Consider the following 18,509-nt stretch of genomic DNA (forward strand, 5'->3'; position numbering starts at 1 on the left):
ATTTAGTTTATAGCCTGTTTAAAGGCGAATGGCTAGTGGTTTAGACTGCTAGCCATTTTGTGCCTTTAAAAAATAGAAGTAAATATGCCGTTTTTTTATTTCTATAACTGCTTGATAAAATAGTGATTATTGATTTTATCGAGCCTGCACCAGAAGTTTTGCCGTTAATCCGGCAAAAAAGTGAAAGTGCGGTACCAACAAACGGTATCGATAGCATTGCCACCTTGTTAATTTGATCGCAAGTGTGCGCGAATTTTGGGTCACCGATCAGCGAGCAGAGGAACCCTATGGTTTACTCCTATACCGAGAAAAAACGTATTCGTAAAAACTTTGGCAAACGCCAACAAGTTTTAAATGTACCTTATTTATTAACAATCCAAATCGATTCTTTCGATAAATTTATTCAGCAAGATCCGGAAGGCCAGCAAGGTCTGGAAGCTGCGTTTCGTTCCGTGTTTCCGATTGTCAGCAATAACGGTAGCACCGAGTTGCAGTATGTGAGCTATAAGTTAGGTGAACCAGTATTTGATGTGCGTGAATGTCAAATCCGTGGGACAACTTATTCTGCGCCGTTAAGAGTGAAACTGCGTTTAGTCAGCTACGATCGCGACGCTGCGCCGGGTACGGTAAAAGACATCAAAGAAAATGATGTCTATATGGGTGAGATCCCATTGATGACCGATAACGGGACTTTTGTGATCAATGGTACTGAGCGTGTTATCGTATCGCAATTACACCGTAGTCCGGGCGTATTCTTCGACAGCGACAAAGGCAAAACCCACTCTTCCGGTAAAGTGCTGTATAACGCACGCATTATCCCTTACCGTGGTTCGTGGTTGGATTTTGAATTTGATCCGAAAGATAACCTGTTTGCGCGTATCGACCGCCGCCGTAAATTGCCGGCGACCATTATTCTGCGCGCGTTGAACTACACCACCGAAGAAATTTTGGCACTGTTCTTTGAGAAAGTGAATTTCTCAATTGAAGACAACAAACTGATGATGGAACTCGTGCCGGAGCGTTTGCGTGGTGAAACCGCCAGTTTTGACATCGAAGCCAACGGCACGGTCTATGTCGAACGCGGCCGTCGTATCACCGCGCGTCATATCCGCCAATTAGAAAAAGACAATATCTCTCAAGTGGTTGTTCCGACCGAATACATTGTCGGCAAAATCGTTGCAAAAGATTATATCGATCTTGAGAGTGGCGAAGTGATTTGCAGTGCCAACAGTGAAATCAGCTTGGAAATGCTGGCGAAGTTGAGCCAAGCCGGTTACAAAACCATCGAAGTGCTGTTCACTAACGACTTAGATCACGGTCCGTATATTTCTGAAACCTTGCGTGTCGATCCGTCTTATGATCGTTTGAGTGCGTTGGTTGAAATCTACCGCATGATGCGCCCGGGCGAACCACCGACCAAAGAAGCGGCGGAATCGTTATTTGATAATCTGTTCTTTTCCAGTGACCGCTATGATTTGTCTGCGGTCGGTCGTATGAAGTTCAACCGCTCTTTGAATATTCCCGAAGGGGAAGGCAGCGGTATCCTGAGCAATGACGACATTGTGATGGTGATGAAAAAACTGATTGAGATCCGTAACGGTCGCGGTGAAGTCGATGATATCGACCACTTGGGCAACCGTCGTATCCGTTCGGTCGGTGAAATGGCAGAAAACCAATTCCGTATCGGTTTGGTGCGTGTGGAAAGAGCGGTCAGAGAGCGTTTGTCATTGGGCGACTTGGACGGTGTAACGCCGCAAGACCTGATTAACGCCAAGCCGATTTCCGCCGCGGTGAAGGAGTTCTTCGGCTCTTCCCAGTTGTCGCAATTTATGGATCAGAACAACCCATTGTCGGAAGTGACCCACAAACGCCGTATTTCTGCGTTAGGGCCGGGCGGCTTGACCCGTGAGCGTGCCGGCTTTGAGGTGCGTGACGTTCACGCCACTCACTATGGCCGTGTTTGTCCGATTGAAACCCCTGAAGGTCCGAACATCGGTTTGATCAACTCATTATCGGTGTATGCACGGACTAACGACTACGGCTTCTTGGAAACCCCGTACCGTAAAGTGGTCAACGGGCAAGTGACGGAAGAGATCGAATATTTGTCAGCGATTGAAGAAGGCAAATATGTGATTGCTCAGGCGAACTCCAACTTAGATGAAAATTCACGCTTTACCGACACCTTTGTGACCTGTCGTGGGGAACACGGTGAGTCCGGTTTATATAAAGCCGATGAAATTCACTATATGGATATCTCCACCCAACAAGTGGTGTCTGTCGCAGCGGCATTGATTCCGTTCTTGGAACACGACGATGCTAACCGTGCCTTGATGGGGGCGAACATGCAACGGCAAGCCGTGCCGACTTTGCGTGCCGATAAACCGTTAGTCGGAACCGGTATCGAGAAAGCGGTGGCGGTGGACTCTGGGGTAACCGTGGTTGCCAAACGCGGGGGTTATGTGCAATACATTGACGCGTCACGCATTGTGATTAAAGTCAATGAAGACGAAACCGTGCCGGGCGAAGCCGGGATTGATATTTATAACCTGACCAAATACACCCGTTCTAACCAAAACACCTGTATCAACCAAGTGCCTTGTATTGCTCTGGGCGAGCCGATTGAGCGCGGTGAAGTGTTGGCGGACGGCCCATCAACCGATTTAGGGGAGTTGGCGTTAGGTCAAAATATGCGCGTGGCGTTTATGCCATGGAACGGTTATAACTTCGAAGATTCGATGTTAGTCTCCGAGCGCGTGGTGCAAGAAGATCGTTTCACCACCATTCACATTCAAGAATTGACTGCGGTTGCGCGTGATACCAAGTTAGGTGCGGAAGAAATTACCGCCGATATTCCTAACGTCGGTGAAGCGGCACTGAGCAAACTGGACGAATCTGGCATTGTGTATATCGGTGCGGAAGTGAAAGGCGGCGACATTCTGGTGGGTAAAGTCACCCCGAAAGGTGAAACCCAATTAACGCCGGAAGAAAAATTGTTGCGTGCGATCTTCGGCGAGAAAGCGTCTGATGTGAAAGATTCTTCTTTGCGTGTGCCGAACAGCGTTTCCGGTACGGTGATCGACGTGCAAGTCTTCACCCGTGATGGCGTGGAAAAAGACAAACGCGCGCTTGAAATCGAAGAAATGCAGTTGAAACAAGCCAAGAAAGACTTGGTGGAAGAGCTGGAAATCTTGGAAGCCGGTCTGTTCACCCGTGTGCGTAATCTGTTGTTAAATAACGGTTTCGATGAGAAGCAGTTGGATAAACAAACGCGGACCCAATGGTTAGCGCAATCGCTGGCGGACGAAAACCAACAGAACCAATTGGAACAGTTGGCAGAACAGCACGAAGAGTTGCGCAAAGAATTTGAACGCAAACTGGAAATCAAGCGCAATAAAATCATTCAAGGCGACGATTTGGCACCGGGCGTGCTGAAAATCGTGAAAGTCTATTTGGCGGTGAAACGTCAAATCCAGCCGGGTGATAAAATGGCGGGTCGTCACGGTAACAAAGGGGTTATCTCGAAAATTAACCCGGTTGAAGATATGCCGTATGATGAAAACGGACAGCCGGTTGATATCGTGTTGAACCCGTTGGGCGTACCGTCGCGGATGAACATCGGTCAGATTTTGGAAACCCACTTAGGGTTAGCGGCGAAAGGAATCGGCGACAAGATCAATGCGATGATCAAACAACAGCAGTCGGTTGCCAAATTGCGTGACTATATCCAACGCGCCTATGACTTGGGCGACGCGTCACAACAAGTGGATTTAGCCACTTTCAGCGATGACGAAGTGATTCGCTTGGCGCAAAACCTGCGCAAAGGTATGCCGTTGGCGACACCGGTATTTGACGGTGCGCACGAAAGCGAAATCAAAGGCTTGTTGCAATTGGCGGATCTGCCGACCTCCGGTCAGATCACCTTGTTTGATGGCCGTACCGGTGAGAAATTCGAACGTCCGGTTACTGTCGGCTATATGTATATGCTGAAATTGAACCACTTAGTTGACGACAAAATGCACGCCCGTTCAACCGGTTCGTACAGCTTGGTTACCCAGCAACCGTTGGGTGGTAAAGCCCAGTTCGGGGGACAACGTTTCGGGGAGATGGAAGTATGGGCACTTGAGGCTTACGGTGCCGCTTATACCCTGCAAGAAATGCTGACCGTGAAATCCGATGATGTGAACGGTCGTACCAAAATGTATAAAAACATTGTGGACGGCGCGCACCAAATGGAACCGGGTATGCCGGAATCCTTCAATGTCTTGCTGAAAGAGATCCGCTCTTTGGGTATCAACATTGACTTGGACGAAAACCAATAAGCGATAGCCGTAACGCTAGAAAGTATGCTCAAGTGCGGTCAGACCGCACTTGAATTAAGTTTAACTCCGACAGGAGCAAATCTGTGAAAGACTTAGTTAAGTTTTTGAAAGCACAAACAAAATCATCAGAAGATTTTGATGTGATTAAAATTGGGCTGGCTTCTCCCGACATGATCCGTTCATGGTCGTTCGGTGAGGTGAAAAAGCCGGAAACCATTAACTACCGTACGTTTAAACCGGAACGTGACGGTTTATTCTGCGCACGCATTTTCGGACCGGTCAAAGACTACGAATGCTTGTGCGGCAAATACAAACGCTTAAAACATCGCGGTGTGATCTGTGAAAAGTGCGGTGTGGAAGTGACGCAAACCAAAGTACGCCGTGAGCGTATGGGGCACATCGAGTTAGCCTCGCCGGTGGCACACATCTGGTTCTTAAAATCGCTGCCGTCCCGTATCGGTTTATTGTTAGATATGCCGTTGCGTGATATCGAGCGCGTGCTGTATTTCGAAAGCTATATCGTAACCGAACCGGGCATGACCGATTTGGAACGCGGTCAATTATTGACCGAAGAACAGTTTATGGACGCGGAAGACCGTTGGGCGGACGAATTCGAAGCCAAAATGGGGGCGGAAGCGATCCAACATTTATTGCAACAAATGAATTTGGCGCACGAGTGCGAAACCCTGCGTGAAGAGTTGCAAGAAACCAGTTCCGAAACCAAACGTAAAAAAATCACCAAACGGTTGAAACTGTTGGAAGCCTTTATCCAATCCGGCAACAATCCGGAGTGGATGGTGCTGACCGTATTGCCGGTATTACCGCCGGATCTGCGTCCGTTAGTGCCGTTGGACGGCGGGCGTTTTGCCACTTCCGACTTGAACGATTTGTATCGCCGCGTGATCAACCGTAACAACCGTTTAAAACGCCTGTTGGATTTGGTTGCGCCGGATATTATCGTGCGCAACGAAAAACGAATGCTGCAAGAATCTGTTGACGCATTGTTAGATAACGGTCGCCGCGGTCGTGCGATCACCGGTTCAAACAAACGTGCGCTGAAATCCCTTGCCGACATGATTAAAGGCAAACAAGGGCGTTTCCGTCAAAACCTGTTGGGTAAACGTGTGGATTACTCCGGCCGTTCGGTGATTACCGTCGGTCCATACCTGCACTTGCACCAATGCGGTCTGCCGAAAAAAATGGCGTTGGAACTGTTCCGTCCGTTTATCTATGCCAAATTAGAAAGCCAAGGTTATGCCTCGACGATTAAAGCGGCGAAGAAAATGGTTGAGCGTGAAGACGCGATTGTTTGGGACATCTTAGCCGATGTTATCCGCGAACACCCGATCTTATTGAACCGTGCGCCGACCTTGCACCGTTTGGGGATTCAAGCGTTCGAACCGTTGTTGATCGAAGGTAAAGCGATCCAGTTACACCCGTTGGTGTGTGCAGCGTTTAACGCCGACTTCGACGGAGACCAAATGGCGGTACACGTGCCATTAACGTTGGAAGCGCAATTGGAAGCGCGCGCGTTGATGATGTCCACCAACAATATCTTATCACCTGCGAACGGTGAGCCGATCATTGTTCCGTCGCAAGACGTGGTGTTGGGGCTGTACTACATGACCCGCGAAAAAGTGAATGCCAAAGGCGAAGGCATGTACCTGCAAAATCCATTGGAAGCAGAGAAAGCCTATCGCACCGGGCAAGCGGAGCTGCACGCGCGGGTTAAAGTGCGGATCACCGAATATGTGAAATCGTCCAGTAATGAGTTTGAAGCGGTCACGACGCTGACGGACACCACTATCGGACGTGCGATCCTGTGGATGATTGCGCCGAAAGGCATGCCGTTTGAGCTGTTCAACCAAACATTGGGCAAGAAAGCGATTTCGCGTTTAATCAACGCCTGTTACCGTTTGTTGGGCATGAAATCCAGCGTGATCTTTGCCGACCAAATCATGTACACCGGTTTTGCCTATGCGGCACGTTCGGGAGCGTCGGTCGGTATTGACGATATGGTGATCCCGGAACAGAAAAATGAGATCATCTCTGCGGCGGAAAGCGAAGTTGAAGAGATTCAAGAGCAGTTCCAATCAGGTTTGGTTACCGCCGGCGAGCGTTACAATAAAGTAATCGATATTTGGGCGGCGGCGAATGAGCGTGTTGCCAAGGCGATGATGGAAAACTTGTCGACCGAAGAAGTGGTGAACCGTGACGGCGAATTGGAAAAACAAGCCTCCTTCAACAGTATCTTTATGATGGCGGATTCTGGGGCGCGGGGTTCTGCGGCGCAGATTCGTCAGCTTGCCGGTATGCGTGGTTTGATGGCGCGTCCGGACGGTTCGATTATCGAAACGCCGATTACCGCAAACTTCCGCGAAGGTTTGAACGTATTACAGTACTTTATTTCTACCCACGGGGCGCGTAAAGGTTTGGCGGATACCGCACTTAAAACCGCGAACTCCGGTTACTTGACCCGTCGTTTGGTTGACGTGGCGCAAGACTTGGTGATCGTCGAAGACGATTGCGGCACGGAAGAAGGTATCGTCATGACCCCGTTAATCGAGGGTGGTGATGTGAAAGAAGCCTTGCGTGATCGCGTATTGGGACGCGTGGTGGCGGAAGATGTCTTAATTCCGGGTACGGACGAAGTTTTAATCGCGCGTAACACCTTGATTGACGAGAAACTGTGTGATGTGATCGACGCGAACTCGGTTGACAGCATTAAAGTGCGGTCAGTGGTAACCTGTAGCACCGATTTCGGCGTGTGTGCCAAATGTTACGGACGTGACTTGGCGCGCGGACACATCATCAATAACGGTGAAGCCGTCGGGGTTATTGCGGCGCAATCTATCGGTGAACCGGGTACACAGTTAACCATGCGTACGTTCCACATCGGGGGGGCGGCATCCAGAGCGGCATCCGAATCCAGCATTCAGATCAAAAACAACGGTAGCATTCGTTTAGCCAATGCGAAATTCGTGACCAACAAAGACGGCAAATTGGTGATTACCTCGCGTAATACCGAATTGACGGTGATCGATGCGTTTGGTCGTACCAAAGAGAACTATAAAGTGCCTTACGGTGCGATCTTAAGCAAAAACGACGGTAACGACGTGAATGCCGGTGAAATCATCGCCAACTGGGATCCGCATACCATGCCGGTTATCTCAGAGGTAGAGGGGAAAGTGGAATTCGTTGATATTATCGACGGTATCACCGTAACCCGCCAAACCGATGAATTGACAGGCTTGTCTTCCGTGGTGGTGCAAGATGTAGGTGAACGTGCGACCGCAGGTAAAGATTTGCGTCCGGCGTTGCGTATCGTTGACGCCAAAGGTAATCCGGTATTAATCGCGGGTACAGACGTGCCGGCACAATACTTCTTGCCGGGTAAGGCGATTGTAACTTTGGACGACAATGCGGAAATCAGTATCGGTGAACCGTTGGCGCGTATTCCGCAAGAATCCGCCGGAACGAAAGATATCACCGGTGGTTTGCCGCGCGTTGCCGACTTGTTCGAAGCGCGTAAACCGAAAGAGCCTGCGATTATGGCGGAAATTTCCGGTATCGTGTCGTTCGGTAAAGAGACCAAAGGCAAACGCCGCTTGTTGATTACCCCGAGCGAAGGGGAAGTATACGAAGAAATGATCCCGAAATGGCGTCAGCTGAACGTATTCGAGGGCGAATTGGTTTCCCGTGGCGATATCATCTCCGAAGGGGCGGAAACACCGCACGACATTCTGCGTCTGCGTGGTATCCATGCGGTAACCGATTATATCGTCAACGAAGTGCAGGAAGTTTACCGTTTACAAGGGGTAAAAATTAACGATAAGCACATCGAAGTCATCGTGCGTCAAATGTTGCGTAAAGGGATTATCACCCAAGCGCATGACTCCGAATTCCTCGAAGGGGAGCAGGTCGAAGTGGCGCGCGTGAAAATCGTTAACCGTCAGCGTGCGGCCGAAGGCAAACCGCCGGTGGAATTCGAACGCGAATTGCTGGGTATCACCAAAGCGTCATTGGCAACCGAATCCTTCATTTCAGCGGCGTCGTTCCAAGAAACGACCCGCGTCTTGACCGAAGCGGCGGTCGCCGGTAAACGCGACGAGTTGCGCGGTCTGAAAGAGAACGTGATCGTCGGTCGTCTGATTCCGGCGGGTACGGGTTATATGTATCACCAAAACCGTCATAACGGCAAAGGTGCCGCTAAAGCCGCAAATGTACCGTTGGAGGAGATCGACAGCAAATTCGATGCCGACGAAGCAACGGCAAACCTAGCCGAAATGCTGAACATGGCTGAATTTGAATAATCGCGTGATTATCCGATGAACAAGACCCGAAGTGCCGAACCGCACTTTGGGTTTTTTTATGCGTTACGGCTAATAATGCTTTATAATGACATCAATTTTTATCAGGCGGAGCGATCATGCAACAGCTACAATCCCATGATTTCGGTTATTGGTTACTCACTAAAGGCAGCCGCATTTATTTACAACAAGGCGAATTGCCGCACGGCACGGCGCAAACGCTTGCTTTAACCGAACAACGGGGCATGGTGATCGGCGAATATCGTGATCTGCCGTTGTGGTTGGTGCAGGAGTTTGACGATACCCGCGACTATTTTTCTCTGCGCGATCAATTGGTATTGCCGGAACGAATTTTTAATTTGCTCAATCGCGGCGTAGCGCTCAATTATTTTTGGAAAACCCACCGTTTTTGCGGCGTGTGCGGCGGCAAAACCGTGGCGCTGACTCCGCAGGAATGGGCGGTGGAGTGTACCCTTTGCCAGCACCGCACTTACCCGATGATCGCACCGTCGATTATCGTGGCGGTGCGCAACGGCGACTCGATTCTACTGGCGAACCATGTGCGCCACCGTGAAGAAAAAATTTACACCACTCTTGCCGGTTTTGTGGAAGTAGGCGAAACCTTAGAACAGACCGTCGAACGTGAAGTGTTTGAAGAGAGCGGTTTGAAAATTAAAAATCTACGTTATATCGGCAGCCAACCGTGGTCATTCCCTAATTCATTAATGCTCGGCTTTTTGGCGGATTATGCCGGCGGCGAGATTTGCATTCAGCCGGAAGAACTGAATGACGCACGTTGGTTTCGCTATAATGCCGAGTTACCGCACTTGCCGCCGGTGGGCACGATTGCGCGTAAACTGATTGAACTGACCCAACGGATTTGTGCTGCTGAAGCGCAGCAAAAGAATAACTAAGAACAACAATAAGGAAAACCCATGACTGAATTAAAAAATGATCGTTATTTGCGTGCGTTATTGCGCCAACCGGTCGATATGACTCCGATTTGGATGATGCGCCAGGCAGGACGCTATTTACCGGAATATAAAGCCACCCGTGCGCAGGCCGGGGACTTTATGGCGCTGTGTCGCAATCAGGAGCTCGCCTGTGAAGTGACGTTACAACCGTTGCGCCGTTATGAGTTGGACGCGGCGATTCTGTTTTCCGATATTCTCACGATTCCCGACGCGATGGGCTTAGGTTTGAGCTTTGGCGCAGGCGAAGGCCCGAAATTTGCCAACCCAATTGAAAACCAACGCGATGTTACCAATCTGCCGATTCCCGATCCGGAGCAGGAGTTGCAATATGTGATGAACGCGGTGCGCACCATTCATACCGCACTTGACGGCAGCGTGCCGCTGATCGGCTTTTCCGGCAGCCCATGGACCTTGGCAACCTATATGGTCGAAGGCGGCAGCAGCAAAGCCTTCACCAAAATCAAAAAAATGCTGTATGCCGAACCGCACTTGCTACATCAATTATTAGATAAATTGGCGGACAGCGTGATTTTATATCTTAATGCCCAAATTAAAGCCGGCGCGCAAGCGGTAATGCTGTTTGACACCTGGGGCGGCGTGTTGGCGCACCGCGATTACCGTGATTTCTCGTTGCAATATATGCACAAAATCGTGGACGGCTTAATCCGCGAGTACCGTGGGCGTCGTGTGCCGATCACCTTGTTCACCAAAGGCGGCGGGTTGTGGCTGGAAGCGATGGCGGAAACCGGCTGTGACGCGCTCGGTTTGGATTGGACGGTAGATTTGGCGCAGGCGCGCGCACGGGTCGGACATAAAGTCGCATTGCAGGGCAATATGGATCCGAGCGTGCTATATGCCGATAAAACGCGGATCGAACAGGAAGTGCGGCAGATTTTGAGTGACTTCGGGCAAGGCAGCGGACACGTTTTCAATCTGGGACACGGCATTCATCAAGACGTACCGCAGCAAAGTCCGGCTTATCTGGTCGATGCAGTACACCGTTTCTCACAACCTTTCCATGCTACGGAGAAATAACCCATGCGCAATCCAATCCAAAAACGCTTAGAGCATTTCGAAACCTGGCAGCATTTGGCTTTTATGCTGTGCCTGTGCGAGCGCATGTATCCTAATTTTCAACTGTTCTGCCACATGCAAGGCAAAGGGCAGGACAGCAAGGTGTATCACAATATCCTCAATTTGGTGTGGGAATACCTGACGGTGAAAGGGGCGAAAATCAATTTCGAATCGCAATTGGAGAAATTGGAGGCGATTATCCCCGATGTGAATCAATATGATTTTTACGGTGTGTTCCCGGCGGCGGACGCCTGCGAAGGTTTATCGCACACCCTGCACGCCATTATTTCCGGCTCGAGCTTGGAGCAGGCGATTTTGGTCAGCAAACTCTCGTTGCAAACCGTTGCGGCGTTGTTGGAAACCGAGCAGGACCGCACTTTGAACGAGCAGGCATTGAAGCAAGCGGACGACATTCAACAGGAGTTGGACGTGCAGTGGCTGATTTACCGCACCCTGAATGAAGCGGAAGAACGCGATGTCGAACTGTTGTTAAGCCTGAAAAACGAATTGAGGGAAGAGGGAATTAGCAATATCGGCATAAAAATTGAACAATAAGTGTGATTTTTCACAAATTTTAGTGATTTATGGCTTTCAATCTCAAGCAACTTAGATTAATCTTACCATACTGTTTTTAGACAGCTATTGCACCAAGAATATCCAGATATTCAATCCATACAAAAGCTTAACTTAAACACCAATAACAAGGGGTACTATCTTATGAATAAAGCAGAATTAATTGATGCAATTGCATCTGCTGCAGAGTTAAACAAGAAACAAGCTAAAGCGGCTTTAGAAGCGACTTTAACAGCGATTACTGACAGCTTGAAGGCTGGCGATCCGGTTCAATTAATCGGCTTCGGTACTTTCAAAGTAAACCAACGCCAAGCCCGTACCGGCCGTAATCCGCAAACCGGACAGGAAATCCAAATTGCAGCGGCTAAAGTGCCTGCGTTTGTTTCCGGTAAAGCACTGAAAGATGCTATCAAATAATCACCGATAGTCCCGAATTGAAGAACCTCTGTAAGTTTACAGGGGTTTTTTTATGTCTGAATTTTAACCCGCCTCTTTTCCTTACTTATTGCTCCAATTGATGGCTTGATGGGCGAAATAAGGTTGCACTCGCGTATTTATCCCTATATAATTCCGAACCGAAACTTAATGTAACCGTTTGGAAAGATATTGTGTCAAAGCGAAATAGCACGCAACGCCGTCACTTGATTATGCAACTGTTGCAGCAGCAGGGCGAGGTGTCGGTCGAGCGGCTGGTGCAGCATTTTAATACTTCGGAAGTGACGATTCGTAAGGATCTGACCGCACTTGAAGGCAGCGGCTTGCTGTTGCGTCGTTATGGCGGGGCGGTATTAATGCCGAGTGAGATTTTATCGGATGAACACGATGAGCCGTTTTCCCAAGCCAAGCTGGCAATTGCCCAAGCCGCCGCCGATCGCATTCGTGACCATAACCGGATTATCATTGATTCCGGCAGCACCACCGCGGCGTTAATCAAACAGCTGAATCCGAAACAGGGTTTGGTGGTGATGACCAATTCGTTGGCGGTTGCCAATCAACTGACTGAACTGGAAAACGAGCCGACCTTGTTGATGACCGGCGGCACTTGGGATATCCGCTCCGAATCGTTTCAGGGGCAGGTTGCCGAGCAGGTATTGCGTTCTTATGATTTTGACCAACTGTTTATCGGTGCGGACGGCATTGATTTAACGCGCGGCACGACCACCTTTAACGAATTGGTCGGTTTGAGCCGGGTGATGGCGGAGACCGCACGTGAAGTGGTGGTGATGGTCGAGTCGCAAAAAATCGGCCGCAAAATGCCGAATTTGGAGTTAAGTTGGGAGCAAATTGATGTGTTGGTGACTGATAATGGCATAAGTGCCGAGATCATCAAACAAATCGAACGGCAGAATGTGGACGTCGTGCTGGTAAACGGATAGCGGCTGATTAATTGCGGCAAACTGATTTTTTATTATTTTTTTATGACTAAATAGAGGAAAAAACGATGTGTGGAATCGTCGGGGCAGTTGCCCAACGTGATGTGGCGGAAATTTTAATCGAGGGTTTACACCGCTTGGAATACCGCGGTTATGATTCTGCCGGGGTCGCGGTGGTGGATGAGCGGCATAATTTACAACGTGTGCGCTGCTTAGGCAAAGTGAAAGCGTTGGACGACGCCGTGGCAAAACAGCCGTTAATCGGCGGCACAGGCATTGCGCACACCCGTTGGGCGACCCATGGCGAACCGTCGGAAGCCAATGCGCACCCGCACGTCTCGGGCGATATTACCGTGGTGCATAACGGCATTATCGAAAACCACGAAGAGCTGCGTGAAATCTTACAAGCGCGCGGTTATGCCTTCACTTCGCAAACCGATACCGAAGTGATCGCGCATTTGGTGGCGTGGGAAAACCGCACTTCGGCCAGTTTGTTGGAAGCGGTGCAAAAAAGCGTGCAACAGCTGACCGGGGCTTATGGCATGGTGGTGTTGCACCGTGAACAGCCGGAACACCTGATTGCGGCACGCTCCGGCAGTCCGTTGGTGATCGGCTTGGGCTTGGGCGAAAATTTCTTAGCCTCCGACCAACTGGCGTTGTTAAGCGTCACCCGCCGTTTTATCTTCTTGGAAGAGGGCGATATTGCCGAAATCAGCCGTCGCAAGATTGATATTTATAGCCGTGACGGTGAAAAAGTCGAACGTCAGGTACACGAATCCAATCTGGAAAATGACGCGGCGGAAAAAGGCAAATATCGCCACTTTATGCAGAAAGAGATCTTCGAGCAACCGAGCGCGATTGTGAACACCTTGGAAGGGCGGATAGCCAATGACAGCGTGATTATCGAAAGTATCGGCAACGGTGCGCGTGAAATTTTGGAAAAAGTGGAACACGTGCAAATCGTGGCGTGCGGTACGTCCTACAATTCCGGGATGGCGGCGCGTTATTGGTTCGAAGCGTTGGCAGGCGTGAGTTGCGATGTGGAAATCGCCTCCGAATTCCGCTACCGTAAATTCGTCACCCGTCCGAACAGCCTGTTATTAACGCTTTCCCAATCCGGCGAAACGGCGGATACCTTGGCGGCATTGCGCCTTGCCAAAGAAAAAGGCTATATGTCGGCGATGACGATTTGTAACGTATCAGGCTCATCTTTAGTGCGCGAATCCGACTTGGCGTTTATGACCCGTGCCGGGGTGGAAATCGGCGTGGCTTCGACCAAAGCCTTCACCACCCAATTAGCGACCATGTTGTTGTTGGTGCTGGCGATTGGTAAGTTAAACGGCAATATCCCTGCCGAAAAAGAGCGTGAAATCATCAAATCGCTACAGAGCCTGCCGGCAAAAATCGAACAAGCGTTAGCCTTTGACGGCGCGATTGAAAAATTGTCGGAAGACTTTGCCGAAAAACACCACACCCTGTTCTTAGGGCGTGGCGAATACTATCCGATTGCGATGGAAGCCGCGTTGAAACTGAAAGAAATTTCTTATATCCACGCCGAAGCCTATGCCGCCGGGGAGTTGAAACACGGTCCGTTAGCCTTAATTGACGCCGATATGCCGGTGGTGGTGGTTGCCCCGAACAATGAATTGCTGGAAAAACTGAAATCCAACATTGAAGAGGTGCGCGCGCGCGGCGGGCAGTTGTATGTGTTTGCCGATGAAAACGCCGGTTTCAGTTCGACTCCGGACATGAAAATCATCACCATGCCGCAAGTCGATGAAGTGGTGGCACCGATTTTCTACACCGTACCCATGCAGTTGCTGGCATATCACGTCGCCTTAATCAAAGGCACTGACGTAGATCAACCGCGCAACTTGGCGAAAGCGGTTACCGTAGAATAAGAAAACGCTTTTCCTTTCAACAATACCGCACTTTGCTTTTGGATAGGCAAAGTGCGGTTTTTTTGTTAATGGATCAAGGTCGCAATATTACGCGTTGCTGTATTTCGGTTCGCTGAATACGCTCACCGGCGGAAGGTCGGCGCTGTATTTTTCCACTTGCAAAATCGCGGTGTTCGGCGAGTTGCCTTGTGCCAATTTAGATGTGCCGATGTCCATGGTCAGCACATTCGGATTGCCGAATTTGCACAGCGGTTTTTCTGCCGTGCCTAAATCGGCAGGGTCGTACCACGCCCCTTCGTGCAAGGCAACCGTACCTTTGATCACGCCGTCCGTAATGACAGCGCCGGCAAGCACTTGTCCGCGTCGGTTAAACAAACGCACCACATCGCCGTCGGCAATGCCGCGCGCTTGTGCGTCGTCCGGGTGGATCAACAGCGGCTCGCGTCCGTTCACGGTGTATTTTTCGCGAAGTGCGGTTGAGAAACACAACTGACTGTGCAAGCGGTAGTATGGATGTGGCGTAACCAACGCCAACGGTGCTTCGGCAGTGGTGTTGCCGGCGTACTCTTCCGGCACGAGCCAGCTTGGGTGTCCTTTGCAGTCGTCGTAGCCCATTTTGGCAACGGTATCGGAATAAATTTCGATTTTGCCTGACGGCGTTCCGAGTGGATTAAGTAACGGATCGGCGCGGAATTCGGCATAACGCACCCATTGTTTGGCTTTATCGCCGATTTTGAAGGTGATTGGCTTATTCGCCTCCCAAAATTGTTCAAAGCGCGGCATGACGACGCGATTTTTGCGGGCGGCGTCATAAGCGGTTTGATAGAAGCCTTTCAGCCAATCCATTTCCGATTTGCCTTCGGTAAATTTCTCTTCCACGCCGGCTAGTTTGGCGAGGGCGGCGAAAATGTCGTAATCGCTTTTCGCTTCGAATTGCGGTTCGAGCGCTTGTTTCATCGGGAAGATATTCAACATCGAATAATCGCCGCTCATGGTCAGATCGTTACGCTCAAACGAGGTGGTCACCGGTAATACGATATCCGCCATGCGTGCGGTCGGCGTCCAATAGATTTCATTCACAATCACCGTATCCGGTTTTTGCCACGCTTTGATTAAGGTGTTGGTGTCTTGATGGTGGGTAAACGGATTGCCGCCCGCCCAATAAATCAGCTTGAGATCGGGATAGGTGATTTCAGTGCCGTTATATTGAATGACCTTGCCCGGATTGAGCAGGGCGTCGGAAATGCGCGCCAGTGGAAAACTGAGTTTGCTGGTTTCGTCCAGCCAGGTTTGCCCGCCGCTTTCGCCTGAAGTATTGGCGGAAATCGCGCCTAAAATCGCGCCGGTTGCGGTTGGCACGCCGCCGTTGGCATAGTGATAGCTCAAGCCGAAGCCACCGCCCGGCAAGCCGATTTGCCCCAACATGGAAGCTAAGGTGACTAATGTCCAGTGCGTTTGTTCGCCGTGGCGTTGGCGTTGCATGCCCCAGCCGCCCATTAACATGGTGCGCTTGCCGGCAAAATCTAACGCCAGTTGTTTAATTGTCTCGGCGGGTACGCCACAAATTTGGCTTGCCCAAGTTGCGTCTTTCACCACGCCGTCTTCCCCTTTACCGAGTACATAGGCTTCAAATTTATCATAACCGACGGTGTACTTTTTCAGGAAATCATTATCTTGTTTGTCCGCGCTAATCAAGCTGTGTGCCATTGCCAGCATTAACGGCACGTCGGTTGCCGTATTAATCGGAATCCATTCTGCGCCCAGATAGTCACAGGTTTCACTGCGTACCGGATCGATACAGATCACCCGTTTACCGCTTTCTTTCAGTTTTTTGAAATAATCCGTGCCTTGCTGATCGGTTGACGTCCAGGCATTACGCAGGGTCGTCATCGGGTTTGCCGACCATAAGACGACAATCTCGGAATGTTGCAGAATCACTTCCCAGCTGGTTTGCTGTTCATAGACTTCAATCGTGCCCAACACATGCGGCATAATCACTTGCGCCGCGCCGGTGGAGTAATCCCCCTTGGTGCCGACAAAACCGCCGGTCAGGTTCATATAACGGTGTAATAACGTGCGGCTGGCATGCAGGGCGCCGGAGCTATACCAACCGTAAGAACCGGCAAATACGCCGGACGGGCCTTGGGTATCGCGTACCTGTTTTAGCCCGTTATGGACTAATTCCAAGGCTTTTTCCCAGGAAACGCGCACCCATTCATCGTGCCCGCGCAAAGTGGTGTCGCTTTTGCCCGGATTTTCCAAATAGCCTTTGCGTACCATCGGGTATTTCACCCGCACATCGCTATGGACTTGTTCGGCGACCACGGTTTGCAATTCATTGGCGATGGTTGGCTCAATTGCCGGTCCGGATTTCACCACTTTGCCGTCTTCAACCACAATACCAATCGGACCCCAGTGCGCGGCGGACATCACCGTGCTGCTTTCTGCCGCCGCCGCTTTATTCGATAGCAATAGGTTGCCGCCGATACCGCCGCTTGCAGCAAGCCCGACCGAACCTAACGAGGTGTTTTTCAGAAATGAACGACGGCTGTTATTAATTTTTTTCGTATGACTCATGTTGCCTCTCCTATGATGATGGGCGTAATAGATAACATTAATGGGCGTTAGACGTTGCCGTTGACGGCATATCTTTCGCCAAGCGTTGCAAATAAATCGTTACTGCGCGCACTTCCGCTTCGCTCATCGAAGTGCGGTCTTTCATCGAATTAATCACCCCGACCCACTGATTGGCGGTGTAGTGATCCGCCGGAATCGTCGCGTGACAAGTGCTGCAATGGGTTTGATCCAAGCTTTTGCCATAAGCATTGAGCGCGTCCAGATTGGCTGTCAGCGCCGTTTTAGGCAGGGAAAGCGTGAGCTTGACTTGCCGCCAATCGGAATTCGTCACCGTATCGTGTACGCTGTTGAGCACGCTGACATCGGTTTTGGCATTATCATCCAACACCCCGACAAGAATGCGCTTGCCCATTTGTTGATACAGCAGATTTTCTGCGCCGGCTTGTTGCCAGCCGCTCACTACGGCATGGACGGTATCGCCCTCTTGTTTCCATTCGCTTAGCTTGGCAAACGGCATTAAGCGGATTTCGCCGTTTGCGGTTTTGGCGGGGGAGATCGCCAAGGCATAAAGTGCGGTATCGGCACGGCTGAAATCGCCGCCATGCTTGCTTAATTCGCCACTTGCCGCGCTCGCGTCGGTCGGCACATCCGGCATAAAATGCACCAAGCCTTTATGGCAGTCGATACAGGTCTGCTTGGTTTCGTCAGCCAGTTTGTGCATGGTTTGCGCCTGTTCGGATTGTTCGCCTAAAATCCAAGCGTCGGTTTTGTGGCACGTGCGGCAGGTTGAGGAGTCTTGTTCTTTCATGTTTTTCCACACCGTTTGCGCCATTTCCAAACGGTGCGCTTCATAGGCCTCCGCATCGGGGATTTTGCCGGTGATCTCGCCCCACACATCTTTCAGCGCCATCACTTTGGCTTTGACATAATGCCAACTGTCCGGCGGCACATGGCAATCGGCGCATTCGGCGCGGATTCCCTTGCGGTTAGCGAAATGCACGCTGCCTTCCCACTCTTCTTTCGCCACGCTCATTGAGTGGCAACTGACACAAAATTCGGTCGAATTGGTTTGGTGGAAAACCCCTTGGGTAAGCCACAATGCCAACGCCCCCGACAGCAAACACAATCCGCCGAATAAAACGATTTTCCTTTTACTCCAACCTTTCACACTCATAAAATACCCTTTAAGAATTAATCATTTATAGTTATTTAATTTGTTTATCTTAGTGAAAAGGGATTTAGGCTCATTGATATAAATCAAACGGAGGTTAATTTTGTCAAATAAATAAAATAGCCAAAGTGCGGTTTGGGGAACGGAATTAAATTTAATTGCTTGATTTCAATGAAAATAAAAAGCCAAACAGCGAATAAATCGAGCTGTTTGGCTTATTTTAACGGCGAGGTGTTA

General features: G+C 50.2%; 10 protein-coding genes. 8 read left to right on the top strand and 2 right to left on the bottom strand.

From position 1 onward, the window contains the following. Positions 1-287 precede the first annotated feature (287 nt). The 8 genes from rpoB to glmS all read left to right on the top strand — a co-directional run bounded on the left by rpoB (position 288) and on the right by glmS (position 14,524). Positions 288-4,319: a DNA-directed RNA polymerase subunit beta gene (rpoB, locus tag ACWA5Z_RS05180; RefSeq protein WP_431054233.1), complete on the top strand. Its 4,032-nt coding sequence runs from the start codon at positions 288-290 to the stop codon at positions 4,317-4,319. 83 nt (positions 4,320-4,402) lie between these two features. Continuing rightward, the gene (gene rpoC, locus ACWA5Z_RS05185) at positions 4,403-8,632 is read left to right on the top strand and encodes a DNA-directed RNA polymerase subunit beta' (protein WP_431054234.1); all 4,230 of its coding nucleotides are present in this window, start codon (positions 4,403-4,405) and stop codon (positions 8,630-8,632) included. 116 nt (positions 8,633-8,748) lie between these two features. Then, on the top strand, positions 8,749-9,543 hold the full coding sequence (gene nudC, locus ACWA5Z_RS05190; RefSeq protein ID WP_431054235.1) for an NAD(+) diphosphatase: 795 nt from the start codon (positions 8,749-8,751) through the stop codon (positions 9,541-9,543). Positions 9,544-9,564: 21 nt separating this feature from the next. Continuing rightward, on the top strand, positions 9,565-10,638 hold the full coding sequence (gene hemE / locus ACWA5Z_RS05195; protein ID WP_431054236.1) for a uroporphyrinogen decarboxylase: 1,074 nt from the start codon (positions 9,565-9,567) through the stop codon (positions 10,636-10,638). 3 nt (positions 10,639-10,641) lie between these two features. Next, positions 10,642-11,232, top strand: a complete 591-nt coding sequence (locus ACWA5Z_RS05200) for a YjaG family protein (RefSeq protein ID WP_431054237.1) — start codon at positions 10,642-10,644, stop codon at positions 11,230-11,232. Positions 11,233-11,394: 162 nt separating this feature from the next. Then, positions 11,395-11,667, top strand: coding sequence for an HU family DNA-binding protein (locus ACWA5Z_RS05205; protein ID WP_084256904.1), 273 nt, complete (start codon positions 11,395-11,397; stop codon positions 11,665-11,667). A gap of 191 nt (positions 11,668-11,858) precedes the next feature. Beyond that, positions 11,859-12,626 (top strand): DeoR/GlpR family DNA-binding transcription regulator, encoded by a 768-nt coding sequence (locus ACWA5Z_RS05210; RefSeq protein ID WP_431054238.1) that lies wholly within the window; start codon positions 11,859-11,861, stop codon positions 12,624-12,626. 65 nt (positions 12,627-12,691) lie between these two features. Continuing rightward, complete coding sequence (gene glmS, locus ACWA5Z_RS05215) at positions 12,692-14,524, top strand: glutamine--fructose-6-phosphate transaminase (isomerizing) (protein ID WP_431054239.1); 1,833 nt, start codon at positions 12,692-12,694, stop codon at positions 14,522-14,524. A gap of 87 nt (positions 14,525-14,611) precedes the next feature. Here the strand turns inward: glmS and torA are convergent, their stop codons facing one another. Together torA and ACWA5Z_RS05225 are read right to left on the bottom strand one after the other, a co-directional pair. Beyond that, on the bottom strand, positions 14,612-17,101 hold the full coding sequence (torA, locus tag ACWA5Z_RS05220; protein ID WP_431054240.1) for a trimethylamine-N-oxide reductase TorA: 2,490 nt from the start codon (positions 17,099-17,101) through the stop codon (positions 14,612-14,614). 37 nt (positions 17,102-17,138) lie between these two features. Further along, positions 17,139-18,275, bottom strand: a complete 1,137-nt coding sequence (locus tag ACWA5Z_RS05225) for a NapC/NirT family cytochrome c (protein ID WP_431054241.1) — start codon at positions 18,273-18,275, stop codon at positions 17,139-17,141. Between the last annotated feature and the right edge of the window lie 234 nt (positions 18,276-18,509).

Source organism: Testudinibacter sp. P80/BLE/0925 (assembly GCF_053570785.1).